This window comes from Bradyrhizobium sp. 134, from assembly GCF_023074155.1.
Taxonomy (GTDB): domain Bacteria; phylum Pseudomonadota; class Alphaproteobacteria; order Rhizobiales; family Xanthobacteraceae; genus Bradyrhizobium.
Genome location: NZ_JADPKX010000045.1, coordinates 240908 through 266171 on the forward strand (window position 1 = coordinate 240908; position 25264 = coordinate 266171).

The 25264-nt window shown below is 64.1% G+C and carries 26 protein-coding genes and 1 pseudogene; 11 read left to right on the plus strand and 16 right to left on the minus strand.

From position 1 onward, the window contains the following. Positions 1-17 precede the first annotated feature (17 nt). Positions 18-1094 carry a BMP family ABC transporter substrate-binding protein gene (locus IVA75_RS16075; RefSeq protein ID WP_027566587.1) on the plus strand — a complete coding sequence of 359 codons (1077 nt, stop codon included), beginning with the start codon at positions 18-20 and terminating at the stop codon, positions 1092-1094. Between the two features lie 112 nt (positions 1095-1206). Here IVA75_RS16075 and IVA75_RS16080 read toward each other — a convergent pair whose 3' ends face one another. After that, positions 1207-2556: an 8-oxoguanine deaminase gene (locus tag IVA75_RS16080; protein WP_247290542.1), complete on the minus strand. Its 1350-nt coding sequence runs from the start codon at positions 2554-2556 to the stop codon at positions 1207-1209. Between the two features lie 153 nt (positions 2557-2709). Here IVA75_RS16080 and IVA75_RS16085 point away from each other — a divergent pair, with 153 nt between their 5' ends. The 3 genes from IVA75_RS16085 to IVA75_RS16095 are packed head-to-tail and all read left to right on the plus strand — an operon-like array spanning position 2710 to position 7311. Beyond that, complete coding sequence (locus IVA75_RS16085; RefSeq protein ID WP_247290544.1) at positions 2710-3537, plus strand: FAD binding domain-containing protein; 828 nt, start codon at positions 2710-2712, stop codon at positions 3535-3537. Further along, positions 3534-6257 carry a molybdopterin-dependent oxidoreductase gene (locus tag IVA75_RS16090; RefSeq protein WP_247290546.1) on the plus strand — a complete coding sequence of 908 codons (2724 nt, stop codon included), beginning with the start codon at positions 3534-3536 and terminating at the stop codon, positions 6255-6257. The genes IVA75_RS16085 and IVA75_RS16090 overlap by 4 nt, the downstream gene beginning before the upstream one ends. A gap of 22 nt (positions 6258-6279) precedes the next feature. After that, positions 6280-7311, plus strand: a complete 1032-nt coding sequence (locus IVA75_RS16095; RefSeq protein ID WP_247290548.1) for a solute carrier family 23 protein — start codon at positions 6280-6282, stop codon at positions 7309-7311. Here IVA75_RS16095 and uraD read toward each other — a convergent pair. From uraD to IVA75_RS16115, 4 genes are all read right to left on the minus strand, one after another. Beyond that, positions 7308-8195, minus strand: coding sequence for a 2-oxo-4-hydroxy-4-carboxy-5-ureidoimidazoline decarboxylase (gene uraD / locus IVA75_RS16100; RefSeq protein WP_247290550.1), 888 nt, complete (start codon positions 8193-8195; stop codon positions 7308-7310). The two genes, IVA75_RS16095 and uraD, sit on opposite strands and share 4 nt — an antisense overlap. 5 nt (positions 8196-8200) lie before the next feature. After that, positions 8201-9136 carry an allantoinase PuuE gene (gene puuE, locus IVA75_RS16105; protein ID WP_247290552.1) on the minus strand — a complete coding sequence of 312 codons (936 nt, stop codon included), beginning with the start codon at positions 9134-9136 and terminating at the stop codon, positions 8201-8203. Beyond that, the gene (locus IVA75_RS16110; RefSeq protein WP_027566580.1) at positions 9137-9550 is read right to left on the minus strand and encodes a DUF3830 family protein; all 414 of its coding nucleotides are present in this window, start codon (positions 9548-9550) and stop codon (positions 9137-9139) included. A 99-nt stretch (positions 9551-9649) separates the two neighbouring features. Further along, positions 9650-9928, minus strand: coding sequence for a hypothetical protein (locus tag IVA75_RS16115; protein WP_035961174.1), 279 nt, complete (start codon positions 9926-9928; stop codon positions 9650-9652). Positions 9929-10156: 228 nt separating this feature from the next. On the opposite strand from IVA75_RS16115, the gene IVA75_RS16120 reads away from it, so the two are divergent. Then, positions 10157-10375, plus strand: a complete 219-nt coding sequence (locus IVA75_RS16120) for a hypothetical protein (protein ID WP_247290554.1) — start codon at positions 10157-10159, stop codon at positions 10373-10375. Between the two features lie 923 nt (positions 10376-11298). Here IVA75_RS16120 and IVA75_RS16125 read toward each other — a convergent pair. Continuing rightward, positions 11299-11688: a hypothetical protein gene (locus tag IVA75_RS16125; RefSeq protein WP_027566577.1), complete on the minus strand. Its 390-nt coding sequence runs from the start codon at positions 11686-11688 to the stop codon at positions 11299-11301. 288 nt (positions 11689-11976) lie between these two features. Here IVA75_RS16125 and IVA75_RS16130 point away from each other — a divergent pair. Further along, positions 11977-12235: pseudogene (locus tag IVA75_RS16130) on the plus strand (DUF2798 domain-containing protein). 50 nt (positions 12236-12285) lie between these two features. On the opposite strand, the gene IVA75_RS16135 reads toward IVA75_RS16130, so the two are convergent. The 3 genes from IVA75_RS16135 to IVA75_RS16145 all read right to left on the minus strand — a co-directional run bounded on the left by IVA75_RS16135 (position 12286) and on the right by IVA75_RS16145 (position 15524). Next, on the minus strand, positions 12286-14073 hold the full coding sequence (locus IVA75_RS16135) for a chloride channel protein (protein WP_247290556.1): 1788 nt from the start codon (positions 14071-14073) through the stop codon (positions 12286-12288). Between the two features lie 12 nt (positions 14074-14085). Beyond that, positions 14086-14739, minus strand: a complete 654-nt coding sequence (locus IVA75_RS16140; RefSeq protein WP_247290558.1) for an L-fuculose-phosphate aldolase — start codon at positions 14737-14739, stop codon at positions 14086-14088. Positions 14740-14897: 158 nt separating this feature from the next. After that, positions 14898-15524 carry a MarC family protein gene (locus IVA75_RS16145; RefSeq protein WP_247290560.1) on the minus strand — a complete coding sequence of 209 codons (627 nt, stop codon included), beginning with the start codon at positions 15522-15524 and terminating at the stop codon, positions 14898-14900. A gap of 88 nt (positions 15525-15612) precedes the next feature. Between IVA75_RS16145 and IVA75_RS16150 the strand changes: the two genes are divergently transcribed. From IVA75_RS16150 to IVA75_RS16170, 5 genes are all read left to right on the plus strand, one after another. Continuing rightward, a complete protein-coding gene (locus IVA75_RS16150; RefSeq protein ID WP_027566572.1) occupies positions 15613-15819 on the plus strand; it encodes a hypothetical protein in 207 nt (68 codons plus the stop codon). A gap of 100 nt (positions 15820-15919) precedes the next feature. After that, positions 15920-16486, plus strand: a complete 567-nt coding sequence (locus tag IVA75_RS16155) for a ferritin-like domain-containing protein (protein ID WP_027566571.1) — start codon at positions 15920-15922, stop codon at positions 16484-16486. A 155-nt stretch (positions 16487-16641) separates the two neighbouring features. After that, positions 16642-17025 carry an Hsp20/alpha crystallin family protein gene (locus IVA75_RS16160; RefSeq protein WP_007601432.1) on the plus strand — a complete coding sequence of 128 codons (384 nt, stop codon included), beginning with the start codon at positions 16642-16644 and terminating at the stop codon, positions 17023-17025. Positions 17026-17033: 8 nt separating this feature from the next. Next, positions 17034-19439, plus strand: a complete 2406-nt coding sequence (gene lon / locus IVA75_RS16165; protein ID WP_247290562.1) for an endopeptidase La — start codon at positions 17034-17036, stop codon at positions 19437-19439. 5 nt (positions 19440-19444) lie between these two features. Further along, on the plus strand, positions 19445-19600 hold the full coding sequence (locus IVA75_RS16170) for a hypothetical protein (protein WP_247290564.1): 156 nt from the start codon (positions 19445-19447) through the stop codon (positions 19598-19600). Between the two features lie 71 nt (positions 19601-19671). Here the strand turns inward: IVA75_RS16170 and IVA75_RS16175 are convergent, their stop codons facing one another. From IVA75_RS16175 to IVA75_RS16205, 7 genes are all read right to left on the minus strand, one after another. After that, a complete protein-coding gene (locus IVA75_RS16175; RefSeq protein ID WP_007601427.1) occupies positions 19672-19974 on the minus strand; it encodes an HU family DNA-binding protein in 303 nt (100 codons plus the stop codon). 355 nt (positions 19975-20329) lie between these two features. Continuing rightward, on the minus strand, positions 20330-21562 hold the full coding sequence (locus tag IVA75_RS16180) for an acetyl-CoA C-acetyltransferase (protein WP_247290566.1): 1233 nt from the start codon (positions 21560-21562) through the stop codon (positions 20330-20332). Positions 21563-21709: 147 nt separating this feature from the next. After that, positions 21710-23173 (minus strand): GH1 family beta-glucosidase, encoded by a 1464-nt coding sequence (locus IVA75_RS16185; protein ID WP_247290568.1) that lies wholly within the window; start codon positions 23171-23173, stop codon positions 21710-21712. A gap of 702 nt (positions 23174-23875) precedes the next feature. Further along, the gene (locus tag IVA75_RS16190) at positions 23876-24283 is read right to left on the minus strand and encodes a hypothetical protein (RefSeq protein ID WP_247290570.1); all 408 of its coding nucleotides are present in this window, start codon (positions 24281-24283) and stop codon (positions 23876-23878) included. Between the two features lie 59 nt (positions 24284-24342). Further along, the gene (locus IVA75_RS16195; RefSeq protein WP_247290572.1) at positions 24343-24510 is read right to left on the minus strand and encodes a hypothetical protein; all 168 of its coding nucleotides are present in this window, start codon (positions 24508-24510) and stop codon (positions 24343-24345) included. Between the two features lie 164 nt (positions 24511-24674). Further along, positions 24675-24908, minus strand: coding sequence for a hypothetical protein (locus IVA75_RS16200; RefSeq protein ID WP_027566566.1), 234 nt, complete (start codon positions 24906-24908; stop codon positions 24675-24677). Further along, positions 24905-25204, minus strand: a complete 300-nt coding sequence (locus IVA75_RS16205; protein WP_247290574.1) for a hypothetical protein — start codon at positions 25202-25204, stop codon at positions 24905-24907. The genes IVA75_RS16200 and IVA75_RS16205 overlap by 4 nt, the downstream gene beginning before the upstream one ends. Between the last annotated feature and the right edge of the window lie 60 nt (positions 25205-25264).

The following is a 25264-nucleotide window of genomic DNA, read 5'->3' on the forward strand; positions in this document are numbered from 1 at the left end:
ACATTTGGAGATTGATGATGAGGAAATCACTTCTTGCGCTGGCCGCAGGGCTCTTGCTTGCCGGGAGCGTCAGTGCAGCCTCCGCCGCCGACAAGCTGAAAGTCGGATTTATCTACCTCGGCCCGGTCGGTGACCTCGGCTGGACCTATCAACATGAGCTGGCACGCCAGGCGCTGGTGAAAGAGCTCGGCGACAAGATCGAGACCACCTTTCTCGAAAACGTGCCTGAAGGCCCCGACGCCGAGCGCTCCATCGAGCAGCTCGTCCGCGCCGGCAACAAGCTGATCTTCACCACCTCGTTCGGCTACATGGATCCGACGCTGAAGGTCGCGAAGAAATATCCGAACGTGCATTTCGAGCACGCGACCGGCTACAAGCGCAACCCGAACATGTCGACCTATTCGGCTAAATGGTATCAGGGCCGCTACATCCAGGGCCTGATCGCGGCCAAGATGTCGAAGTCCGGCGTGCTCGGCTATATCGGCTCGTTCCCGATTCCCGAGGTCGTCTCCGGCATCAACGCGACGATCCTCGCCGCGCAGACCATCAACCCGAACATCAAGGTCAAGATCATCTGGGCCAACACCTGGTTCGACCCGGGCAAGGAAGCCGACGCCGCCAAGGCGCTGATCGACCAGGGTGCCGACGTGATCATGCAGCATACGGATTCGCCGGCGGCAATGCAGATCGCCAGCGAACGCGGCAAGCTCGCCTTCGGCCAGGATTCCGAGATGATCAAGTTCGGACCGAAGACCCAGCTGACCTCGATCCTCGATACCTGGGGTCCCTACTACATCGCCCGGGTCAAGGCCGAGCTCGACGGAACCTGGAAATCCGAGGACAGCTGGGGCGGCCTCGACAGCCACATGTTCGCGATGGCGCCCTACACCAACATGCCTGACGACGTGAAGAAGATTGCCGAGGATGCCCAGGCCGCGATCACCGCGGGCAAGTTGCATCCGTTCAAGTGCCCGGTCCTTGGGCAGGACGGCAAGCCGGTCGAGTGCAAGGGCGGCGCCAATCTCGACGACGGCCAGATCCTCGGCATGAATTTCTATGTCAAAGGCATCGACGACAAGCTGCCGGGCAAGTAGCACGCTTCTTGCATCGCCTAAATCACCTGCTCCTCCCGGAGGAGGTTCGGAGGGGGTGGCCAGAAGCACCCGGCACTTGTGGTCGCCCCCTCTTTCTATCTTCGGCTGGATACTATCCCGCCTGCATGGCCCGCGCCGCCGAACTGTGACGGTGGATGAGGTCTGCCACATCTAGGCCGGGGACCGCGCCGTCGATCACGACCCATTTTCCTGCCGCCATCACCCTATCGGCCCGATGCGCCCCGCACAGCACCAGTGCCGCCAGGGGATCGCCATGGCCGGAGAAGCGTAGCTCGTCGAGCCTGAACAACGCGAGATCGGCCGCCTTACCGAGCGCGATCTCCCCGAGTTCCGGCCGACCGACGCAGGCCGCTGAGCCCTTGGTGGCCCAGCGCAGCGCATCCTTGTGACTGACCTTCGTCACCCCGTAGCGCGCACGTTGCAGCAGGAACGCGGCCCGCACCTCCTGCATCAGGTTCGATCCGTCGTTCGAGGCCGAGCCATCGACGCCGATGCCGACGCCGACGCCGGCCTCCTCCATCTCGCAGACAGGGCAGCAGCCGGAGGCCAGGAGTTGGTTACTGCAGGCGCAATGACTGATCGTCGTCTTCGCCTTGCCGAGCCGCTTCATCTCGTCCTCGTTGAAGAAGATGCCATGGGCGAGCCACGTCCGCGCATTGAGCCAGCCGCATTGCTCGAGATAATCGAGCGGACGGCAGCCATACATCTCCTGGCAGAATTTGTTCTCGTCCTCGGTCTCGGCGAGATGGGTATGCAGCCGCACGTCGAGCTTCTTGGCCAGATCGGCGGTGGCGCGCATCAGGGACGTCGTCACCGAGAACGGCGAGCATGGCGCCAGCGCGATCTGCACCATGGCATCCGCGCCGCGCTGGTGGTACTTGGCGACCACACGCGCGCTGTCCGCGAGGATGGTGTCCTCGTCCTGCACGACGCTATCAGGCGGCAGACCGCCGTCGCGCTGCGACAGGTTCATCGAGCCGCGCGTGAGCAGCACGCGCACGCCGAGCCGCCTGGCCACCGCCACCTCGATATCGACGGCGTCTTTGAGCCCTGCCGGAAATACATAGTGATGATCCGTTGTGGTGGTGCAGCCCGACAGCAGCAGTTCGGACATCGCCACGGTGACGCCGAGCTCGAGAGCTTCAGGCGTCAGCTTCGCCCACACCGGATAGAGCGCCTGGAGCCAGGGAAACAGCTCGCGGTCCATCGCCGCCGGCAACGCCCGCGTCAGCGTCTGATAGAAATGATGATGGGTGTTGATGAGGCCCGGCAGCACGACGTGGTCGCCAGCATCGAACACCGCGACGTCAGCGGTTGCGGGCGCACCGCCGGCCGGCACCAGCTCGACGATCCTGCCGCCTTTCACCACGATCCCGCGCTCGGCGCCATCGGCGAGGATAGCCAGGGGATCCCTGATCCAGATCGGCTTTGCGTCGCTCATGAATCTGCTCCTCGTAACATCCGCTGACGACAGGCCTGCAAGGCAGAAGCCGGCCCGATTGCACTTTTGTTGCGACTTGTTGTTGCGACTTGGCGCTCGTCTTGCAAGACTTTCTCCTGGCTCGATTCACTCGTTGGAAGCGTTGGCGTCGCCATGGACTTGAATACCATCACAGCGGTCGCCCATCCGCAAACGCGCGCGCAGCTGCCCGTTTGGACGCCAGGTGATGCTTGGCTCGCGGGCGGCACCTGGCTGTTCTCGGAGCCGCAAGTTCACCTCACCCGACTCATCGATCTCACCGACCTGAAATGGTCGGCGCTGACGGTCACCGAGAGCCATCTCAGCATCGCAGCCACCTGCACCGTTGCGCAGCTCGATGGATTCCTCTGCCCACCCGACTGGTTCGCGGCGCCGCTGATCAACCAGTGCTGCCGCGCCTTCCTTGCTTCGTTCAAGATCTGGAAGACGGCGACCGTCGGCGGCAATCTCTGCATGTCGCTGCCGGCGGGACCGATGATCTCACTCACCGCGGCGCTCGACGGTGTTTGCACCATCTGGAAGGCCGGCGGCGGCGAACAGATGATGCCTGTCGTCGACTTCGTCACCGGCAACCAGCGCAACCTGCTGGCGCCGGGGGACCTGCTCCGGCAGATCGATATCCCGATTGCCGCCTTGAAGCGTCGTACGGTCTTTCGCCAGATCTCGCTGGCGCCGGTCGGCCGCTCGGCGGCGCTGGTGATCGGCAGTCTGGATGCCGATGGCACGCTGACGCTCACGGTCACCGCCTCGACGGTGCGGCCGATCCGGTTGTCCTTTCGCGAGGCCCCCGACGTGACAGCGCTCCGCGACGCCATCGCGCAGCAGATCACGGACGATCTGTACCACACCGACATCCACGGCAAGCCGCTCTGGCGCAAGCACATGACACTGCGGCTTGCCGAAGAGATCCGCGACGAACTCCTCGGAGCACCATCGTCATGAGCTTCGAGGTCAACGGCACGACGTTTCCGCAGGAGCCACGCGCCGGCCAGTGCCTGCGCACGTTCCTGCGCGAGCTCGGCCATTTCGGCGTGAAGAAGGGCTGCGACGCCGGCGATTGCGGCGCCTGCACCGTGCTGCTGGACGGCGAGCCGGTGCATAGCTGCCTGATCCCGGCCTTCCGTGCCGAGGGGCGCGCCGTCACCACGATCGAAGGTCTCGGCGGAGACAGCGGCGCGCACCCGATGCAGCAGGCTTTCCTCGATGCGCAGGGCTTTCAATGCGGCTTTTGCACCGCTGGCATGATCCTGACCTGTGCCTCGCTGAACCAGGCGCAGCGCACCGATCTCGGCGTCGCGCTGAAGGGCAATATCTGCCGCTGCACCGGGTATCGTTCGATCGAGGATGCGTTGATCGGCAAGACCAATATCGAGGAGAACGTCGAGGCCGGCGCCGCATTCGGCCGCAGCCTGCCGGCGCCAGCTGGCCCCGATGTCGTGCGCGGCAAGGCGCGCTACACGTTCGACACGCAGATTGACGGCTTGCTGCATATCAAGCTGCTCCGGTCACCGCACGCCCACGCGAGAATCGTCGTGATCGACAAGTCGGAAGCCCTGAGCGTTCCCGGCGTGCACGCGGTGCTGACGCATGAGGATGCGCCAACGATTCTGAGTTCGACCGCGCGGCATGAGAAGGACTGGATGGATCCCGAGGACACTCGTGTTCTCGACGACATCGTCCGCTTCATCGGCCAGAAGGTCGCCGCCGTGGTCGCAGACAGCGAAGCCGCCGCCGAGGACGCTTGCCGCCGGCTGAAGGTCAGTTACGAGATTTTGCCCGCGCTGGTCGATCCGGAGCAGGCGATGGCGTCCGGCGCCCCCATCATTCATCCCGATCGCACCACCGCGAACCGCGTTGCCGACGCCCAGCGCAACCTCGCCGCGGAGACGCATGGCGAATTCGGCGACGTGGCGGCTGCGCTCGCGACATCCGCCGTCACCTTCGAGGGCACCTTCCACAGTCACCGTGTGCAGCATGCCGCTTTGGAAACCCACGGCGGCCTCGCCTGGCTCGATGCTTCCGGCGTGCTCAATATCCGCACCTCGACGCAGGTGCCGTTTCTGACCAGGCGCGCGCTGTCCGACATCTTCGAGTTCCCGCTGGAGAAGGTCCGCGTCTTCTGCGAGCGCGTCGGCGGCGGCTTTGGCGGCAAGCAGGAGATGTTCGTCGAGGACATTCTCGCGCTCGCCGCGCTCAAGACCGGACGGCCGGTGAAGCTGGAGCTCACCCGCGAGGAGCAGTTCATAGCGACGTCGACGCGGCATCCGATGCGGGTCCACGTCAAGGCCGGTGCAGACGCGAACGGCAAGCTCACCGCGCTCCAGCTCGACGTGCTCTCCAACACCGGCGCCTACGGCAATCATGCCGGCCCCGTGATGTTCCACTCGCTGGCCGAATCCATCAGCGTCTACAATTGCCCGAACAAGCGGGTCGACGGCTGCGCCGTCTACACCAATACGGTGCCGGCAGGCGCGTTTCGCGGATATGGCTTGCCGCAAACGCTGATCGCGGTCGAAGCCGCGATCGACGAACTGGCCAAGCAGCTCGGCATCAGCCCTTACGAGATGCGCCGGCGCAACGTCGTTAAGCCCGGCGATCCCATGGTGTCGCCACCGTCATCGGAATTCCACGACGTGCTCTACGGCTCCTACGGGCTCGACCAGTGCCTCGACCTCGTCGAGCGCGCGATGCAGGCTGATGGCCCGCAGCCGGACCTGTCGCCGGAGTGGCTGATCGGCGACGGCATCGCGCTGACCATGATCGATACGGTGCCCCCGGCGGGCCATCTCGCGGATGCGATGGTCACGCTCAACGACGACGCCAGCTTCGACCTCATCGTCGGCACCGCCGAATTCGGCAACGGCACCAGCACCGTGCACCGGCAGATCGCGGCCACGACGCTTGCGACCACCGTCGACCGCATCCGCCTGCGCCAGTCCGACACCGCCCATGGCGGCCACGACACCGGCGCCTATGGCAGCGCCGGCATGTTCGTTGCCGGCAAGGCGACGCATGCGGCAGCCATGAAGCTCGCGACTGAGCTGAAGGCGGCCGCCGCCGGCGCATGGCTCTGCGACGTCGGGAGCTGCGCGCTCGAGAACGAGGCCGTCGTCAGTGGCGTGCGGCGGATGTCCTTTGTGGAGCTGGCCAAGCTCGCGCGCGAACGCGGACAGCCGTTCGCAGGCGCCGGCAATTCCGGTGGCACGCCGCGTTCGGTCGGCTTTAACGTGCAAGGCTTTCGCGTCGCCGTGAGCAAGGGCACCGGCGAGCTCCGGATTCTCAGGAGCGTGCATGCGGCGGACGCCGGCGTCGTCGCCAATCCCATGCAGTGCCGCGGTCAGGTCGATGGCGGTGTCGCGCAGGCACTCGGTGCCGCGCTCTACGAGGAGATGGTGATCGATGCGGAGGGCCGCGTCGTCAACCCCAAATTCCGCGACTACCATCTTCCCTCCTTCGCGGATGTGCCCCGCACCGAAGTCTTCTTCGCCGAGACCTCCGACACGATCGGCCCGCTGGGGGCTAAGTCGATGAGCGAGAGTCCGTACAATCCGGTCGCCGCCGCCCTCGGCAACGCGATTGCCGATGCCACCGGCATCCGCTTCAGGGCGCCGCCCTTCAAGCCGGACAGGCTGTTTCCGGCGCTGCACGATAAGTTTGGGTAGGCATATTTCGGGGGATTGATCCATGAGCAGCGAAGTCCATCCCGTCGACGAGGTCTTGCCGGTCCCGCGCCTGCTGGCGCTCGGGTTGCAGCATGTGCTGGTGATGTATGCCGGCGCGGTCGCGGTGCCCCTGATCATCGGGCGCGCGCTGAAACTGCCGCCGGAGGATGTCGCTTTCCTGATCAGTGCCGACCTGTTCGCCTGCGGACTCGCGACGCTGGTGCAATGCCTTGGTTTTCCCGGCGTCGGCATCCGCCTGCCCGTGATGATCGGCGTGACCTTCGCATCCGTCGGTCCGATGCTGTCGATGGCGGCTTCACCTGACATCGGCCTGCTCGGCATCTACGGTTCGGTGATCGCCGCCGGCCTGTTTGGCGTTGTCGCAGCGCCGTTCGTCAGCCGGCTGTTGCCGCTATTTCCGCCCGTCGTCACCGGCAGCATCATTCTCGTGATTGGAATCTCCTTGATGCGGGTCGGCATCAACTGGGCCGGCGGCGGCCTGCCGACGCTGACCAGGATGGTGGACGGCGTCGCCGGCAGCTTTCCCAATCCGGCCTACGGACAGTTGCAGGGGCTAGGCATCTCGCTGTTCGTGCTGCTCTTCATTCTCGGCCTGATCAAATGGGGCACCGGCTTTCTCGCCAACGTCTCCGTGCCGCTTGGCATCATCGCCGACGCCGTGCTCGCGAGCATTCTGGGCGTGATGCATTTTGACAAGGTCGCTGCGGCCTCCTGGGGCGCCATCGTGATCCCGTTCCGCTTCGGCATGCCGCAATTCCATCTGGTACCTGTTATCACCATGTGCGTCGTCATGGTCGTCGTGATGATCGAATCGCTCGGCATGTTCCTCGCGCTCGGCGACATCACCGGCAAGACGGTCGATCGCGATGCCCTGAGCCATTTACCGCACGATCTCCAGCCGCTGCTGGAGTCAGGCATTCTGCTCTGTGCGATCGTCTCCGTGCTGCTCAACGCCTTCTTCAACGGATTGAGCGGCGGCGCAGCCGCGGAAGCGGATGCAGCAGCGGTCGCCTCATCCGCGCAACATGTTTAACTACCGCGATAGGTCGAATAGCTCCACGGCGTGACGAGCAACGGCACGTGGTAGTGGCTCTCCGGCTCGCTGATCGCGAAACGAAGCGGGATTTCGTCGAGAAACGGCGGGTCAGAGAGCTGCACGTTGCGCTCGGCGTAATATTTGGCCACGCTGAAGCGAAGCTCGTAGCGGCCGATCGGAAGCGGACGGCCGCCGATCAACGGCTGGTCGGTGCGGCCGTCCGCATTGGTCACCGCGCGCGCTATCACGCGGCTCTCGCCGAGGTTCGCGAGCTCGATCAGTTCGACCGGAATGCCTGGCGCAGGTTTGCCGACGTGGTTGTCCAGCACATGGGTCGAGAGCCGGCCGTGGACCTTGAGCTTGTCATCGGCTGCGACGAGTTGATCGAGCCGCAAAGCCGAGATGCGGCCAATCTCCTCGATCGCACGCCGCGTCTCGGTCTTGGCGATATTGCGCAACCGCGTCTCGAAATCGCGCAGCACGGAATCTTTGGTGTGACGGCGCACGCAGACGATATAGGGGATGTCGAACTTCTCGCGATAGGCATTGCTGACGCGCTCGAACGCCGCGTATTCGGCATCCGACAGCCGGTCGAGGCCGGCGCTGTTCTGCTCCTCGGTCGATTCCGCGGTGAGCCCCGCCGCGCGCTGGGTCTTGTTGGCGAGGTCCGGATGCGCCCGGATCAGCGCCAATTGCACGTCGGGTTCGGCACTCTGGATCGCCGCCACCAGCGCGGCGTGCAACTGGTTGATGCCGGCGAACGGTCGCTTCGCGGCCAGTTGCCCGGCGATCCACGGCGAATATTCAACGACGTTGGCGAGCGCGGCAACGAAATCGGCTTCATCGGCGGCATTGAGATCAGACAGCGATATCTGCGACATCGTCCTCACCCGATCTCGAATGCATCGGCCGCAAGGTGCGCGAGCTTGTCGTGCCAATGCTGGGCGATCTGCAACCGTGTCGGCACCCAGACGCGGTCGTGCTTGCCGATGTAGTCGAGGAAGCGGATCAGCCCCGCCGCACGGCCGGGGCGACCGGCGAGACGACAGTGCAGGCCGACCGACATCATCTTCGGCGCGCTCTCGCCTTCGGCATAGAGCACGTCGAAGGCATCCTTCAAATAGGTGAAGAACTGCTCGCCTTCGGCAAATCCTTGCGGGTTGATGAAGCGCATGTCGTTGGCGTCGAGCGTATAGGGAATGACGAGCTGCTTGCCGCTCGCGCCCTTGATCCAATAGGGCAGATCATCGGCATAGGAATCGCTGAGATAGAGGAAGCCGCCCTCCTCCATCAACAGACGGTTGGTGTTGATCGAGGAGCGTCCGGTATACCAGCCGAGCGGACGCGAGCCTGTCGCGGCGGTGTGGACGCGGATCGCTTCCGCGATCTCCGCCCGCTCCTGCGCCTCGGTCATGTCCCTGTGCTCGATCCACTTCAGGCTGTGGCTGGCGATGTCCCAGCCCGCCTCCTTCATGGCAGCAACGATTTCCGGATTGCGCTTCAGCGCTGTGGCGACACCGAACACGGTGGTCGGCCACTTCCGCTCGCCGAACATCCGCCACAGCCGCCAGAAGCCGGCGCGCGAGCCATATTCGAACATCGATTCGATATTGGCGTGGCGCTGGCCGGGCCAAGGCTGAGCGCCGAGCACGTCGGACAGGAATGCTTCCGAGGCCGGGTCGCCATGCAGGATGTTGTTTTCGCTGCCCTCCTCGAAATTGACGACGAACTGCACCGCGACCCGCGCGTTGCCGGGCCATTGCGGATGCGGCGGGTTGCGGCCGTAACCGCGGAGATCGCGCGGGTAGCGGGTACCAGTCACTCAGACTTCCTCGAAGCGGATCGGCAGCGCGCCCTTCCACAGCACGCTCTTGCCGAGCGTCGCCAAATTCTCCAGGCCGGAGGTCAGCGTGATGAAATGGTTGCCGGCGAGCTGCCCCATCTTGCTCGCGAAGTGCACGCCGCCATAGGCCATCAGGATCTCGGTCTCGCTGATGCCGCCGGGATAGAGGATGATCTGGCCGGGCGCGGGATAGCTGGTGTGGTTCTCGTAGCCGACACCGAAATCGAGGTCGCCGAGCGGCATCCACACGCCCTCGCCGCTCCAGCGCACGTGGATGATGTGGCTTTCGAACGGCAGCGCCTTGCGGAACGCGGCGACAGTCTTGGGCGCCGCTTGCTCCTCGAAACGGGCATCGAAGGTGAAGTCGCCGGCACGGATAACGAGTTTGCTCATCTCATCTCTCTGGATCGGGGGCGGTGGCCCCACGGGGAATTTTCAGGCAAAGAGCATTCCATCGGGCTTCGCGCAAGGGGCGCGGCAAGTCACCTCAAGTTACCTGCGGTCGTAGGACCAGCCGAAAACGCCACTCCGCCGCGTCTCGGGCTCCGGCTCGGCGGCGGGCTGCGGCGCCTCCCTCAGTTCCGCCTGCGGCGGCGGAGGCGGCACCGGCAAATTCTCGCATTTCATGGAATAGACCAGCTTGCCGTCCGCGGTATGCCCGATCGGCGCGCAGGGGTCCGGATGCGCCACCGATTTTTTTGGGGTCAGCTTGACCTGCGCCACCGCTGGCGCAGCGATCAGCAGAAGGACCAGCAGATATTTCGACATCATTGTCGCCTGAAAACTAGATCTGGCCCATTGAACCGGATTGGAGGGAGCAAGTCCACCGGTGCAACGGGCGCGATTGCCGAATATTTAGCCGAGGCTAGAAAATTGGCTCGCCCCAATGTGATGTCGCGAGCGCTGATATCGGCTGGGCGCGTCGCCATGTCAGCCGCGACGGCGAGCACACAAACACACAATCTCACAGCCGGGCTGTCGTCACGGGAGAAAGAAACAATGCAAAAGACTTTCATCATTCTCGGCGCGACGCTGATTGCCGCCGCCACGATCCAAATCGCCGCGGCGAACGACCGCCGTCATGTCCGCAAGGCGCAGCCCCATCCCATCACCCAGTCGGTGCGCGACTCCAACGCCGCGCTCTGGCCATCACAACGGACCGAGCCCGCCTGGTCGCGCTATTCCAACGGCGCGATGTCTGCACCAGCGGGACGGTGATGCGGGAAGCCTAGCGCGATCAAGCGAAACTGCCTCCACGTCGCCATTGCGAGGAGCTCTTGCGACGAAGCAATCCAGACATTCTCCCCGGATGCATTTCTGGATTGCTTCGCTGCGCTCGCAATGACGAAGTATGAGGCGGCAGCGCCACGCTTCCAGCTCGCATTTTTGAAGCAGACACAGCTTCGCAGCCTCGCGGCTGATTTCGCCCGAGCTTTGCTTCGTCGCTTCACCCTCTTGTCCAAGAGGGCGCAGGGAAGGCCGGGTGCCGGCTGGCACCCGCGGTCCGCTGCGCGAAAAGCACACGCAGGAAAACCGCGCAGCAGCATACAGGTGTAGCCAATCACTCGGCCTTCCCTGCGCGATGGTTGGACGGCTTATGCCGTGCTCTCCCGGGAGCCGAGTTCCTTTTGGCCTCCCTCACCCTCGCGAAATTCACCGACACCACGCCGGTTGACGCAAGTGCCGCATCCGCCAGAGCTTGACCGTAGCAACGACGGCCAGGACCACACGGTTTTGCCGTACGCACGGCCCGCCATTTCGTCACCGGTTTCGACGACGTTGTGCACGTTGCCGCCGACCTGATGACGAGACGAAGCCTAGCAGCGCCGCTCGTCGGAACGAAGCCTTGGGCTCACGGAAAGCAATCCGCCCTGCCCCACGCCTCGCACCCGAACGCTGCCGCGTCCACCGCAAGCCCGGCTCGCGAACGTGACGACCACAAGATCGCCCCTCAAGGATGAGCCGGGATGGGCGACACATACGCCATTTCCGAATTTCGGTAAAGTGGAATATTTTTCCCGAAGGGGATTGACGCGCCCGCGACACAGGCCGCGCAATGACACGCCTCGCGTAGAAGCAACAAGGGGCGGCGCAAAACACCGCCCCTTTGGCGCAATCAAGACTGCGGCGAGGACAGGCGCCTAATACGGCTGATAATAGCCACGCGGACCATAATAGGGACCGCCGCCGTAATATCCCTGGCCGCCGTAGTAAGGACGGGGTCCGTAATTATAGCGGTCCTCGTAGTACTCTTGGCGTCTGCTCTCTGCGATCGCGCCGCCGATCAGACCTGCCGCCACGCCCATGAAGGCGAGACCTGCAGCGTTCGGACCTCGTCGATAATAGCGGTGGCGGCGAGCGGCGCTGAAATCGGTGGCAGCCGGAGCGGCCGGGCCCGCGGCAGCGGCCTTGGTGGGCGCGGGCGAGTCGGCAGCCGAAGGCGTGATAGAGGCCGTAATCAGAGCGAGACTTGCGAAAACCGCCAACACAACGTTGCGGCCGGCTGCAGAAATCATCGGTCCTTTATTCATCGTGACCTTCCCTGTTCTCGCTCAAAGCGACATAATCAAACAAGACCTAATGCACAAACCACTGAAATGGTTTCGTGATCGCGGCAATCTGCCACGCTTTGAACGATTGTAAACCGAACGTCCACATCCAGCTTGAACCATCCAACATGAGCGGATAATGAACGGACGCACCGTTTTTCGGTCGCCGTAAGCGTTTTACGTGAACCAACGCATCAACCGACGTCGTCGGGATCGATGCCATTTTTGGGTTCACCGTGACTGACGCGTCCTATTCCAAAGAGAAATCAGATGATTGCGGTTCGCAAACTGCCGGCGCGCTATGCGCCGATCGTGATGCCATTCGTGCTGTCCATCCTCATGACGGCCGTGGTGTCGGTCATTTCCACGCTTCGAAGCCTCGGCGCAACGCCGGCGTTTCTCGCGACCTGGCCGGGCGCCTGGGCGCTGTCAATGGCTCGTCGCGTTTCCGACGCTGCTGATGGTGCTGCCGCTGGTCCGCCGGATCGTGGCTAGCGTCGTTGCCGTTCCCTCCCAATCGGGCCGATAGCGGGCGCGGACGGCGGCGCATGATGCACGCCGTCCCGCTTCCGCATGACCTTACGACAGCGCCCCGAGCACGCCGCGCGTCGCCTTGTCGATCTCCTCGACATAGCGGCGCCGGACGAAGGTCTCAGTGAGGAAGCCGACCACCTTGCGGCTGTCGGTGGAATCGACCACCGCCAGCATTTCGGCCTCCGCCTCGTCGAACACCGCCATCGCCGATTTCACGTTCATTTCCGGGATCAGCACGATCTCGGTCAGGCGCGCGAGCTCGATCACCTGGATCTCGTCGGCGATGCTGTCGAGGTCGCCGGAGAACAGGTCGGGCAGCAGGACGAGGCCGACATATTCGTCCGCATTGTTGACGATGACGATCCCGGGCCGCGAGCCCAGCGCGAATTCACGGCGGACCGCGGCGATCGTCGTGGTCGACGGCACCTTGCCGACATCGGAGCGCATCAGCCGCTCGACGGTGAGGTTGCGCAGCCAGCCGACGTCGTTGGCGCTGCGGATGGTCTCGCCGCGCAGATGCAGGCGCCAGGTCGAGAAGGAGTGGCCGAACATGAAGCGGACGCAGATCGAGGTGACGATGCAGCCGGCCAGCACCACGGCGGTGACGTCGACGTTGCGGGTCATCTCGAGCACGAGGAACGACATGGTCAAGGGACCGCCGACGATGGCGACGCCGAGCGTCGCCATGCCCGTCAGCATCGCGACCAGCGGATCGATCACGAAGTTCGGGCTGATCAAGACCAGCACCGCGGCAAAGAACTTTCCGATCAGGCTGCCGACGAACAGGGAGGCAAAGAACAGCCCGCCGCGGAATCCGGAGGCGAGCGAGATCAGGCAAGCCGTCACCTTCAAGGCGATGATCAGCGCGATCAGGCCGATCGTCATGTCGTGAAAGAGATCGAGCACCATCGCGCCGTGGCCGGCCGCCAGCACCTGCGGCGTGACAATCGCAAAGCCGCCGACGATGAGGCCGCCGATCACCGGGCGCAGCCAGACCGGCAGCCATTTGAACAGGCGCTCGAACATGGAGGACGAGCGCATCACGGCGATGCCGACGCCGCTGGTGACGAGCGCGAGACCAATCAGCGCCAGATATTGCTCGACGCCGACGGCGCTGACCTTGGGTATTTCGAGCGAGTATGGCGCGCCGCCGAGCCATTGCGCGGTCAGCGCACCGGCGAGCGAGGCTGCGAGGATCGGCGCGGCGCTGCCGACAGAATAGACGCCGACGATCAGCTCGCAGGCGTAGAAGGCCCCGGTGATCGGCGCACCGAAGGCCGCCGCGATCGCCGCGGCGGCGCCGCAGCCGACGATCAGGCGCAGATCGTTGCGGCGCAGATTGAAGAACTTGCCGAGCAGCGAGGCGATGCCCGAGCCGATCTGGGTATAGCCGGCCTCGAGGCCGACTGAGGCGCCGCAACCGTTCGAGATCAACGTCTGGCTCGACACCACCACGCTGTCGCGCATCGACAGATTGCCGCCACGCAGCGCGTTCGCCTCGATCGGATCGACCGCACTGGAGAGCTTGAGCCGTCGCCGCCACCACTCCATGATACCGAGCGCCAATCCACCCAGCGCGGGCGCAATCAGCGCGGCCCAGGGACTGACGCTGGTATTGGCGGACAGGCGGACGTCGATGGGAATGCCGTAGATCACCATATGGGCAATCTGCGCAATCTCGGCCATCAGCGTCACGATGGCGCCGGCAAGCGTGCCGATCACCAGCGCCAGCGGGATCAGATAGAATTCGTTGCTGCGCAGCAGCGCCCGCAGCCGAACCATGACGCGGTTCGTCCCCTTGCGGTCGGCGAGATGTCTGATCCGCAGGAACACTTTCTGTCCGCCCTACCCTTCCGACATGCCGTAGCCGGACATGCGCTGGCGGACCCGCTCGATCTCGGCGCTCGACAGCAGCGGCGGCTCTCCGATCTGGAGACAGCCGTGATATTGCCGCGCCAGCGTCTCGACCTCGACGGCGAGCCACATCGCCTTGTCCAGCGACTTCCCGATCGCGATCATGCCGTGATGGTCGAGCAGGCAGGCAAGCCGGCCCTCCAGCGCCCGAACGGCATGCTCGGACAGCTCCATCGTTCCGAAGGTGGCATAGGGCGCGCAGCGGATGCTGTCGCCGCCGGCGGCCGCGATCATATAGTGCACGGGCGGGATCTCCAGGCCCATGATCGCCAAGATGGTGCAATAGGTCGGATGGGCGTGGACGACGGCGTTGACGTCTGGCCGGGCTTTCAGGATGTCGAGGTGGAAGCGCCACTCGCTGGACGGCTTCTGAGCGGGCGCGTGCGAGCCATCCATCGTCATGAACACGATCTGGTCCGGCGTCATGGCGTCGTAGGGCACGCTGGTCGGGGTCACCAGAAGCCCGTCCACATGCCGGACGCTGATATTGCCCGAGGTGCCCTGGTTGATGCCGAGCGCGTTCATGCGGCGGCAGGCGCCGATGATGGCCTGTCTCTTGTCGAGCTCGTCCGCTGTCATCGACATCTCGATTTCCTGACGATGGGCGCCTGTCAGACGGGGAGTACGTCAAGCAATATGGCAGCGCAAGAGAAAGCGGGCCGGATCGCGCGCGAGCCCGCCAGCCGCCGCGTGGCATCATGAAATAAACATGAAAATCAACGCATTAACAGATTGTCGCAGCTCTACGGCAAGCTCGCCCGGACCGCTGCGATCCCATTGATCACGAACTGCACCGAATAGGCCGCGAGCAGCATCCCGAGCACGCGCGAGAGGACGGCGTTGCCGGTGCGTCCAAGGCTCCGCGCGATCATGTTCGCGAAGATAAAACAGAGCGTGCAGAGCAGGCACACCGAGAGCACGACCGCGATGATAATCGCGAGCCTCGGACCGTAGCCGGCATCGCCCGTCAGGAGCAGCGTGGTCGCGATCGCGCCGGGACCGGCCATCATCGGGATCGCCAGCGGGAATACCGCGACGTCGGAGGCATGCTCGGAGGTTGCCTTGTCGGCCTCGCGGGCCTCGCGATGCGGACGGTCGCCGAAGATCATCTGGTAGGACACGCCGAACAGCAGCAGTCCGCCGGCGATCTGGAAGGCGGGGATGCCGATCCCGAGCTGGCGCAGCAGCCAGTTTCCGATCAGGGCGATCACCACCAGGATCGACGCCGCAATCAGCGGCGCGCGCAGCGCGATGGTGCGCTTGGTCTTGTCGGGCATACCTCCGGTCGCGGCAAGGAAGGCCGGCGCAAGGCCCACGGGATCGACCACGAGCAGCAGCGTCACGAACGCAGATAAGGTGAAGTCGATCATGTCTCGTGGGCTCCCTGGACGCAGGAACGATCGCTGGCGGAGTGACTTAGCCCGACAGAACCGCTTTGAAAATCACCGGAGATGCACAATGAGCGACAGTGGAATTGGAATGTTGCTGGGCCAGCTTTCGGGCAACCTGCTCTGGCTCTGGTTCATCGGAGCCTTCGTGCTGGGTGCGGTCCTCGTCTACGGCGTGGCGAAGGCGGGGCGCCTGCGGCGCCACGAGCGCGCGCAGCTTGACCGCAACACCGAGGCGCGGCAGCGGCAGGAAGATCCCTACAAGCGTCCGACCTGAGCGCAGGTTGCCGTTTGGAACTTTCGTTCTCCGAAAGCTTTTGACCGCCTGAGGATTGCGGAAGGCGATGCCTTCGCGTGTCACCTCAAGAGGAGGATGTATGGCCAAGAAAGCAAAGAAGCGCACAACCAAGAAATCGTCGACGGGCCGCGCCCGTCAGGCGCCGAAGATGTTGAGCGACCTATTCCTGGAAACGCTCAAGGACATCTATTTCGCCGAGAACAAGATCATCAAGACCTTGCCCAAGATGGCCAAGGCTGCCAACTCGAAGGAGCTCGCGGCGGCTTTCAACAAGCATCTGCGCGAAACGCAGGGCCAGGTCAAACGTCTGGACCAGATCTTCAAAATGCTAGGCAAGCCGGCCCGCGGCAAGCCTTGCGAAGCGATCAACGGCATCACCGACGAAGGCGCCGAGATCATGAAGGAGTTCAAGAACGCGCCTGCGCTCGACGCCGGCCTGCTCGCAGCCGCGCAGGCGGTCGAGCATTACGAAATCTCCCGCTACGGCACCTTGCGCACCTGGGCTGAGGAGCTCGGCATGCAAGACGCCGCAAGGCTGCTGCAGGCGACGCTGGACGAGGAAGAGGCGACCGATCACGCGCTGACCGAGCTCGCCACCTCCGTGATCAACCTCGAGGCGGAAGAGGAATACCGCCAGGCGGCCTGAGCCGCACATCGCGTGACAACGGAGCGCCGCGGTCTGGAAGGCCGCGGCGCTTGTCTTTTCGGATCGCACGATCCGCATGGCACCTCCGCGCCGCCGGGCTGGAATTCTTGGGAACCGGCCCCATATTCAGCGTTCCCCACCGCCGAGCCTGCATCATGCAACCCAAAAATCCCCTCGACTGGATGCTGTCCGAAGCCCTGGACTCGCTGACCCGCGCCGAGCGGCTGCGCCAGCAGTTCGGCCGCCAGGAAGCCTGCTGGGAGCCGCCGATCGACGTGCTCGAAACCGAGCATGAGCTCCTGATCCTGGTCGCGCTTCCCGGCGTCAATCCCGACAATGTCGAGACTGTCATCCATGACGGCGTGCTCGTCATCTCCGGCCAGCGCACCCTTCCGCCGGAGCTTCGCAACGCCCGCATCCACCGGCTCGAGCTGCCGCAGGGGCGTTTTGAGCGCCGCATTGCATTGCCCGTTGGTCGCTACGCCATCAGCCGCTTCGTGATGGACGGCTGCGTCGCGCTGCGCCTCGCCAAATCCTGAGGTCGATCATGGCCACCGAACCAATGAATACCGCACCGACCAATCCCCAGAGCAATTCCGACGTGAAGATTCCCGAAGACGCGCTGATCATCATTCCCGTGCGCGAGATGGTGCTGTTCCCCGGCGCCATCGCGCCGATCGCGATCGCGCGGCCGAAGTCGGTCGCCGCCGCGCAACAGGCGCTGCGCGAGCAGCGGCCGGTCGGCATCGTCCTGCAACGCAGCCCCGAGACCGAGGAGCCCGGACCGGACGACCTCTATCGGGTCGCGACCATCGCTAACATCGTGCGCTACATCACCGCGCCCGACGGCACCCATCACATCGTCTGCCAGGGCGTGCAGCGCGCGCGCATCCTCGACTTTCTGCCCGGGACGCCGTTCCCGGCCGCGCGCATCCAGCAGATTCCGGAGCCGACCACGAGCACGCCAGAGATCGAGGCCCGCGGGCTGAACCTGCAGCGCCAGGCCATCGAGGCGATCGAGCTGCTGCCGCAGGCGCCGCCCGAGCTGATCGCGATGTTCCAGGGCACCACCGCGCCCGGCGCGCTGGCGGACCTGGCGACCTCGTTCATGGACATCAAGCCGCAGGACAAGCAGGAGGTGCTGGAGACCATCGACCTCGCGCTGCGTGTCGAGAAGGTGTCGAAGCATCTGGCCGAACGGCTGGAGGTGCTGCGCATCAGCAACGAGATCGGCCAGCAGACCCGCGCCAGCTTCGACGAGCGGCAGCGCGAAGCGATCCTGCGCGAGCAGATGGCGACCATCCAGCGCCAGCTCGGCGAAGGCGACGGCAAGGCGGCCGAGGTCGCCGAACTGACCGCTGCCATCGCTAAGGCCAACATGCCGCCCGAGGCGGACGCTCATGCGAAGAAGGAGCTGCGCCGCTACGAGCGCATGCCGGAGGCCGCCGGGGAAGCTGGCATGGTCCGCACTTACCTGGACTGGCTGATCGAGCTGCCGTGGGCGCTGCCCGCGGAGAAGCCGATCGACATCAAGGAAGCGCGCCGCATCCTTGATGCCGATCACTTTGGCCTGGAGAAGATCAAGAGCCGGATCATCGAATATCTGGCGGTGCGCAAGCTGGCGCCGCAGGGCAAGGCGCCGATCCTGTGCTTCGTCGGACCGCCCGGCGTCGGCAAGACCTCGCTCGGCCAATCCATCGCACGCGCGATGGATCGTCCCTTCGTGCGCGTCAGCCTCGGCGGCGTGCATGACGAGGCCGAGATCCGCGGCCATCGGCGCACCTATATCGGCGCGCTGCCCGGCAACATCATCCAGGGCATCAAGAAGGCCGGCACCCGGAACTGCGTCATGATGCTGGACGAGATCGACAAGATGGGACGCGGCGTGCAGAGCGATCCTTCCGCAGCGATGCTGGAGGTGCTCGACCCCGAGCAGAACGGGACGTTCCGGGATAATTACCTGGGCGTGCCCTTCGACCTGTCGCGCGTGGTGTTCATCGCGACCGCCAACATGCTGGACCAGATCCCGGGTCCGTTGCTGGACCGCATGGAGCTGATCAGCCTCACCGGCTACACCCAGGAAGAGAAGCTGGAGATCGCGAAGCGCTATCTGGTGCGGCGGCAGCTCGAGGCCAATGGCTTGACGCCGGAGCAAGCCGAGATCGAGCCGGAGGCGCTGCAGCTGGTGGTCAAGGGCTACACCCGCGAAGCCGGCGTGCGTAACCTCGAGCGCGAGATCGGCAAGCTGTTCCGCCATGCTGCCGTGCAGGTCGCCGAAGGCACGGCTGCCAAGGTCGTCGTGGCGCCGAAGGATATCGGCACCGTGCTCGGCCAGCCGCGCTTCGAAGGCGAGATCGCGCAGCGCACCAGCATCCCAGGCGTGGCCACCGGCCTTGCCTGGACGCCGGTCGGTGGCGACATCCTGTTCATCGAGGCCTCGCGGGTATCCGGTCGCGGCGGGATGATCCTGACCGGCCAGCTCGGCGAGGTCATGCGCGAGAGCGTGCAGGCTGCGATGACGCTGGTGAAGAGCAAGGCCACGCAGCTCGGCATCGATCCGCAGCTGTTCGAAAAGAGCGACATCCACGTTCACGTGCCCGCAGGCGCGACCCCGAAGGACGGGCCGAGCGCGGGCGTTGCGATGTTCACGGCGCTGACGTCCCTGCTCACCAACCGCACGGTGCGCAGCGACACCGCCATGACCGGCGAGATCTCGCTGCGCGGCCTGGTGCTGCCGGTCGGCGGCATCAAGGAGAAGGTGGTGGCGGCTGCGGCCGCGGGCCTGAAGCGGGTGATGCTGCCGGCGCGCAACAAGCGAGACTATGACGACATCCCGCAGAGCGCGCGGGATAACCTCGAATTCATCTGGCTTGAGCGCGTCGACGAAGCCATCGCCGCGGCGCTCGAGCCGGCCGAGGCCAAGATCGAGGCCAAGGTCGAAGCGGCGGAGTGAATGCGATGAAAAAACTGCTGGAAAGAGCGAAGCGATCGCGGACAACGCAACGGCTGCGCCAGTTGCTCGATCGCGCCATCGACGGGGTTCGCGATGCGCTGGCGGTGCCGGGACCGCGGCTTCAGCCGGCCCCGGTCCGGGCGAAGCGCCGCAAGGGTTGAGCCCTCCGTCTCAAGTCCTCGCGACAGCCCCGAACAAAAGGCCCCCTCCACGCGAGGGGGCCTTTGCGTTGTTAGCCGACGGCGTCCTTGGCGGCCTTGACCGGGCGGGCGCGGACGATCTTCCGGGCCGGCTTGGCCTTGAACATCATCTCTTCGCCCGTGAACGGGTTGGTGCCCTTGCGCGCCTTGGTCGCAGGCTTCTTGATGACCACGAACTTGGCGAAGCCCGGCACCAGGAACAGGCCGTTCTTCTTGAGCTCCTTGTGACCGACGTCGGTCAGCGTCTCCATGACGCTCTTGACGTCACGCTTGGAAAGCTCGGTGGTGGTCGCGATCTTTTCGATCAGCTGCGATTTCGACATTTGGGTGGCCATCGTGTCTCCTCTGATTCGTTGACGGCTGCATATTAGACCAACCGGTGAAGGCCTATAGCCTTCTGCACAGTTTTGTCGGGGTTTTACGGGCTTTTTTGGCCCTCTGTGGCAAAAAACCCTGCTTTTTAGCCACTTCCGGAGCGGGAGAAGCCTCAGGCAGCGGATTTTACCTTGTTTCAAAGGCCCGCACGCAGCCTTGCTAAAGCTGATTCGACGCTTTCGACAAGCGACGACCGGCCTCTTTGTGAAAGGTCGGTCGCGATTCACCCTGGAAAATAAGGCTAGACCGTCGTGATGCGGCGATCTCGGGGACTTTCTGTCCCTTATTTCTAAGGAGCGACGAGCTTCACTCGCGCTAGATACGTTCGATGATGACGGCCGGGGCCATGCCACCGGCCGCACACATGGTGACGAGACCGCGCTTCAAGTCGCGCCGTTCGAGCTCGTCGAGCAGGGTGCCGATCAGGATCGAGCCGGTGGCGCCGATGGGATGGCCGAGTGCGATCGAGCCGCCGTTGACGTTGACCCTCGCGCGGTCGAGCTTGAGGTCGCGGATGTATTTTTCCGCAACTACGGCAAAGGCCTCGTTGATCTCGAACAGGTCGATGTCGTCGATGGTCAGCCCCGCCTTCGCCAACACCTTGCGCGTCGCCGGCACCGGCGCGTTCAGCATCAGGGTCGGCGAGTCCCCCATGTTGGCCATCGCGACCACGCGGGCGCGAGGCTTCAGGCCATGCGCCTTGGCATAAGCCGGCGACGCCAGCAGGATCGCAGCCGCGCCATCGACGACGCCGGACGAATTGCCGGCGTGGTGCATGAAGTCGATCTCGAGGTCGGGGTACTCCTGCAGGATCAGGCCGCGATAGGTCGTGCCCTTGTCATCGAGCGCATGGTCGGCGACCGCGGGGAATGCGGGCTTCAACGCGCTCAGCCCTTCCATCGTGGTCTGTGGCCGCGGATATTCTTCGTGGTCGAGCGCGAGGCTGCCGTCCTCGCGATGCACCGGCACGAGGCTCTTCTTGAAGTGGCCGTTCGCGATCGCGAAGGCTGCGCGCTTCTGGCTTTCGAGGCCGAGCGCGTCCACGTCCCTTCGCGTGATGCCTTCCATGGTCGCGATCGCGTCGGCGCAGACGCCCTGATGCGACTGCGGATGCCGCGCACGCAGGCGCAGATTGCCGTTGTCCATCATCATCGGGCCGCCGCCGCGACGTCCTTCCATCGACATCATCTCGCAGCCGCCGGCGACGACGAGATCTTCCGCGCCCGCCATGATCGAGCTTGCGGCCATGTTGACGCTGGTGATGCCGGAGCCGCAGAAGCGGTCGAGCGTCACGGCACTGGCGCGTACGTCGTAGCCGGCGTCCAGCGCCGACATGCGGCCGAGATCGCCGCCTTGCGTTGCGACCTGCGCGCTGCAGCCCCAGATGATGTCGTCGAGATCGGCGGTGTCGATGCCGGTGCGCGTCGCGAGCGCGCGCAGCACGGTTGCTCCCAGCTGCTGCGGATGAATGCCCGAGAGTGCGCCCTTGCCGGCCTTGCCGACGCCCCGCGGGGTCCGGCAGGCATCGATGATGAGTGCGTCGGTCATTGGCGTTATCCTCTATTTTGAATGGTTGAAGGCGTTTTGAATCAAGGACCGAAGGGAGTCAATGCGCGCTGGCGGACCCCCTCACCCTGCCCTCTCAGCGCGAGCCAAGCTCGTCGGGCCCCGCAAGGACGGGGAGAGGGAGAGCAATCACGCCCCCGCGGCGTTCTTCGCGATCACGTTGCGATAGAAGCTGGCACTGAGTTTTGGCGTACGCACCTGCGTGTCGAAATTGACGTGGTAGAGCCCAAAACGCTTGTTGAGCCCGAACACCCATTCAAAATTGTCCATCAGGCTCCAGAGGAAGTAGCCGCGCACCGGCACGCCTTCGGCGGTGGCGCGCTGGAGCTGAGCGAGGTAGTTGCGCAGATACATGATGCGGTCGGTGTCGTAGATCTTGCCATCGGGCGTCACGACGTCGTCGCCGGAGGTGCCGTTCTCGCTGATATAGATCGCGTCCGTCTTCCATATCTTCGCCGCCAGCTTCGGCACCCAGTAGATCGTCTCGGGTCCGACGCGCAGCCAGTCCGAACTCATGTGCGGGAACGATTTCGGGATCGGCAGCGGCATGAAGCCCGCGCCCTGGTCGGACGCCACCACATAGTTCTGCGGCGCGTAGATGTTGAGGCCGAGGAAATCGACGGGCGAAGAGATGATCTTCAGCTCCGCATCGGTGTATTTCGGCGCGTCGCGCCCGGCGAACTTCAGGAAGGCGTCGGTGTACTGGCCCGTCATGATGACGTTGAGATAGCCGGCGTTCATCTCGCGCAGCGCGATCTCGGCGGCACGGACGTTCTCCGGCGTGTCGATCGCGGGGGCGCATGCATCGATGTTCTCGGCCGGCCCTACCCTGGTGCCGCGGCGGCCATGGGCGCGCACCGCCTGCACCGCGAGCCCGTGCGCGAGCGCGCTGTTGTGCCTGATCTGGTTGACCTCGGCTTGCGGCAGCGTCACCCCGGGCGCGTCGATGCCGATACCGTAGCCGAAATGGACGAAGCGACCGCTCTCGTTCAGTGTGAACACGTTCTTGACGCGATCAGTCAGATGCTCGGCGACATAGGCCGCGTAATCACCGAAAATCTTGCAGGTCTCCGTCGAGCGCCAGCCGCCAAACCGGTCCTGGAGCGATTGCGGCAGGTCCCAATGATAGAGCGTCAGCCACGGCTCGATGCCGTTCTTGAGGAGTTCGTCGACCAGGCGGTTGTAGAAGTCGAGCCCCTTCGGGTTGGGTTTGCCATCGCCGTCCGGAAACAGCCGCGGCCAGGCCACCGAGAAGCGATAGGCCTTGCAGCCGAGCTCCCTGATGAGCGCGATGTCTTCCTTGTAGCGGTGATAGTGCTCGTTGGCGCGGTCGCCGGTGCTGCCGTCCTCGATCTTGCCGGGGATGCGGACGAACTTGTCCCAGATCGAGGCCCCTCGCCCGTCCTCGTTGACCGCGCCCTCGACCTGATAGGACGAGGTCGCCGTGCCCCAGACAAAGCCCGCCGGAAAGCCGTCCACGCTCCGCGGGGACGATGCGGGCTTGGCATCCGCGACCTCAAGAGGATTGGCGATTCCGGCTGCGGACAATCCCGCCAGCGTGGCGAACTGGCGGCGCGAGACCTTGTCCGACATTGATAGTGCTCCGGGTGATGCTCTTTCGGCGGCACCATGGCGAATCGCGGGTCGTTTGAGAAGCGGGCGAGCCGAGGGCCGAGGATGCAGGATTGCGGAATGCGACAAAGTTGTCCGAAAGGGACTAGGGCGATTGTCGGCAGAGCTACCCCAAAGCTGAAATACCAGCCCAATCCGGCGAGGAAGTTGTCAGTTCCCCTCGATAAGAGGGCCCGTAGGCTCACAGAATGCCCTAAACCGCTCGGAAATTACGACCAAAGTTCGAAAATATGGCGTATGGTGCAACCATCGCCGCTCCGCTCTGGGCGATTGTCTGTCTGCACCGGTCAAGCAAGAGAACGACTGACTTAGGACGCGGCTTGACCGCATGAGACTGTGGTCACCTCTTCCGCTTGACCAAGCGCATGTCCCGCCAGGGATACATCGACCGACCCCACGTCAGAGCCACTGTGAATTCGAGGTAGATATATGTCGTATGCCTACAAGCTGAATGAAGACGTTCGCCACCAGCCCCAAGGCCCACAAGGACGTGCCGCAACTGAGCCGCCGATGATTTACACCATCGTCCAGCATATGCCCATCGAGTCCGATGGACGTCTCCGATACCGCATCAAGTGCAAGTCGGAGAAAATCGAGCGAGTCGTCACGGAAGATCAGCTTTCGTATTCGCAGTGAACTGCTTGACGACGGCGGCTTCCGCGATCAGCGTGAGCGCTTCGGCAATTTTGGCATCTTGTCGGGATTGAACGGCGGTATCTGCCGGGCTCGTTCGGGTGCGGGGGTCTGCTGTTCCGTCAGAATCAGCGTACCCTGGAGGACCATTCCCGGCACCTGCGCTGCCGCCGCCGTGTAAGTCGCGACCTTGCCCGGGCAGTTTCCCTCGATATCCAGCGTGAGCTCATCGTCGACGCCGAACACCGTTGCGCGTCCGTCGGTATGGCGCCTCGTCGACACGGTGGCGGTGAAGCGATCGCCGTCGACCTTGCAAGAGCCGTGATAGGTCATCAGGCTATCGCAGCCCCAAATCTGTCCGTCTGCGACATGGACGATCCCGGTCCCCTGATCGAGCGGCGTCTTGTACCAGGCGGCGTAGGTGCCGTCCTTCAACATGGGAGCAGTCTCCCGGTATTCCCTCGCGCATCATCGACACGATCAGCGCTAACAAAGCGTTAATCGCGCGGCCTGTGCCAATCCGGGCTATCCCTGCGCAGTTCGGCCTCCAGGTCTTCAATGATGCTGTGAAGCAGGCAGGCGGCAAGTGGATCGGTCACTTCGCGCTCCAAATGCCGGTAACGCGCGATCTGGAATTCCTGCTCTTTCAACTGGTGCTCTGTCATCGGACGGGCCCTCCGACGAAACGACGCAGAGACAGCCGAACAGTTTCGTTACAATTTTAGGATCATTCGCTATGGTTTCTGATCGGTAAAACAACGCAGGCCAGGCTTTGCCGACGCGCGGACCATGGGACGTCAAAAGGTCGATACGCTGACACGTACCGCTGTCACGGCACCTCGCCGTTGTTGCGACTTCCACCGATGCTGTGCGGCTTGTTGAGGAAGAACTCCCGGTTACCGAGAGCCGCCTCCGCGTACTGGTCGATCGCGACCTGGATGGCCTCGATGTGCATGCGGCACCAGCCCTCGAGGCAGGACAGGCGCCGCGCATGATGGAGAGCCTTCAGAAATTCCGGGGGCTCCGGCATGTCGGAGAAGTAGGTCGGCCTCTCCCCCTTCATGCCCGTGCCATCTCTCGCGGCGGAACAAAGCGGTGCGTCTCAACGCCGACGCGCGATGGCATCGGTCGCCGGCGGGGAACGAAGAGGCTGGCGACAACGATCGGGTCGGTGTCTCCGAGCGCGGCCCGCTCCTGGACGAGGCCGCTCATCACCGTGCGCATTTTCATGACTTCGCCCGCAACGAAGCCGCAGTCCTCGTCCCTGTTGATCTGCTCATGCATGATGGCCTCGGCCTCACGCATGCTGACGCGTAACGCCCTGATGATCCTGCGGATCTCGTTGATGCGGTTGTCCATGGCTCGCTCCCTTGGCTGGACGAGCAGCATAAGAACAAAACATGAACAATGAGTCAATCG

Bases quoted from the DNA above. Each gene is read 5' to 3' on its own strand.
- IVA75_RS16075 (WP_027566587.1), top strand. From the start codon at position 18: ATGAGGAAATCACTTCTTGCGCTGGCCGCAGGGCTCTTGCTTGCCGGG.
- IVA75_RS16080 (WP_247290542.1), bottom strand. From the start codon at position 2,556: ATGAGCGACGCAAAGCCGATCTGGATCAGGGATCCCCTGGCTATCCTC.
- IVA75_RS16085 (WP_247290544.1), top strand. From the start codon at position 2,710: ATGGACTTGAATACCATCACAGCGGTCGCCCATCCGCAAACGCGCGCG.
- IVA75_RS16090 (WP_247290546.1), top strand. From the start codon at position 3,534: ATGAGCTTCGAGGTCAACGGCACGACGTTTCCGCAGGAGCCACGCGCC.
- IVA75_RS16095 (WP_247290548.1), top strand. From the start codon at position 6,280: ATGAGCAGCGAAGTCCATCCCGTCGACGAGGTCTTGCCGGTCCCGCGC.
- uraD (WP_247290550.1), bottom strand. From the start codon at position 8,195: ATGTCGCAGATATCGCTGTCTGATCTCAATGCCGCCGATGAAGCCGAT.
- IVA75_RS16110 (WP_027566580.1), bottom strand. From the start codon at position 9,550: ATGAGCAAACTCGTTATCCGTGCCGGCGACTTCACCTTCGATGCCCGT.
- IVA75_RS16115 (WP_035961174.1), bottom strand. From the start codon at position 9,928: ATGATGTCGAAATATCTGCTGGTCCTTCTGCTGATCGCTGCGCCAGCG.
- IVA75_RS16120 (WP_247290554.1), top strand. From the start codon at position 10,157: ATGCAAAAGACTTTCATCATTCTCGGCGCGACGCTGATTGCCGCCGCC.
- IVA75_RS16125 (WP_027566577.1), bottom strand. From the start codon at position 11,688: ATGAATAAAGGACCGATGATTTCTGCAGCCGGCCGCAACGTTGTGTTG.
- IVA75_RS16140 (WP_247290558.1), bottom strand. From the start codon at position 14,739: ATGTCGATGACAGCGGACGAGCTCGACAAGAGACAGGCCATCATCGGC.
- IVA75_RS16145 (WP_247290560.1), bottom strand. From the start codon at position 15,524: ATGATCGACTTCACCTTATCTGCGTTCGTGACGCTGCTGCTCGTGGTC.
- IVA75_RS16150 (WP_027566572.1), top strand. From the start codon at position 15,613: ATGAGCGACAGTGGAATTGGAATGTTGCTGGGCCAGCTTTCGGGCAAC.
- IVA75_RS16155 (WP_027566571.1), top strand. From the start codon at position 15,920: ATGGCCAAGAAAGCAAAGAAGCGCACAACCAAGAAATCGTCGACGGGC.
- IVA75_RS16160 (WP_007601432.1), top strand. From the start codon at position 16,642: ATGCAACCCAAAAATCCCCTCGACTGGATGCTGTCCGAAGCCCTGGAC.
- lon (WP_247290562.1), top strand. From the start codon at position 17,034: ATGGCCACCGAACCAATGAATACCGCACCGACCAATCCCCAGAGCAAT.
- IVA75_RS16170 (WP_247290564.1), top strand. From the start codon at position 19,445: ATGAAAAAACTGCTGGAAAGAGCGAAGCGATCGCGGACAACGCAACGG.
- IVA75_RS16175 (WP_007601427.1), bottom strand. From the start codon at position 19,974: ATGGCCACCCAAATGTCGAAATCGCAGCTGATCGAAAAGATCGCGACC.
- IVA75_RS16180 (WP_247290566.1), bottom strand. From the start codon at position 21,562: ATGACCGACGCACTCATCATCGATGCCTGCCGGACCCCGCGGGGCGTC.
- IVA75_RS16185 (WP_247290568.1), bottom strand. From the start codon at position 23,173: ATGTCGGACAAGGTCTCGCGCCGCCAGTTCGCCACGCTGGCGGGATTG.
- IVA75_RS16190 (WP_247290570.1), bottom strand. From the start codon at position 24,283: ATGTTGAAGGACGGCACCTACGCCGCCTGGTACAAGACGCCGCTCGAT.
- IVA75_RS16195 (WP_247290572.1), bottom strand. From the start codon at position 24,510: ATGACAGAGCACCAGTTGAAAGAGCAGGAATTCCAGATCGCGCGTTAC.
- IVA75_RS16200 (WP_027566566.1), bottom strand. From the start codon at position 24,908: ATGAAGGGGGAGAGGCCGACCTACTTCTCCGACATGCCGGAGCCCCCG.
- IVA75_RS16205 (WP_247290574.1), bottom strand. From the start codon at position 25,204: ATGGACAACCGCATCAACGAGATCCGCAGGATCATCAGGGCGTTACGC.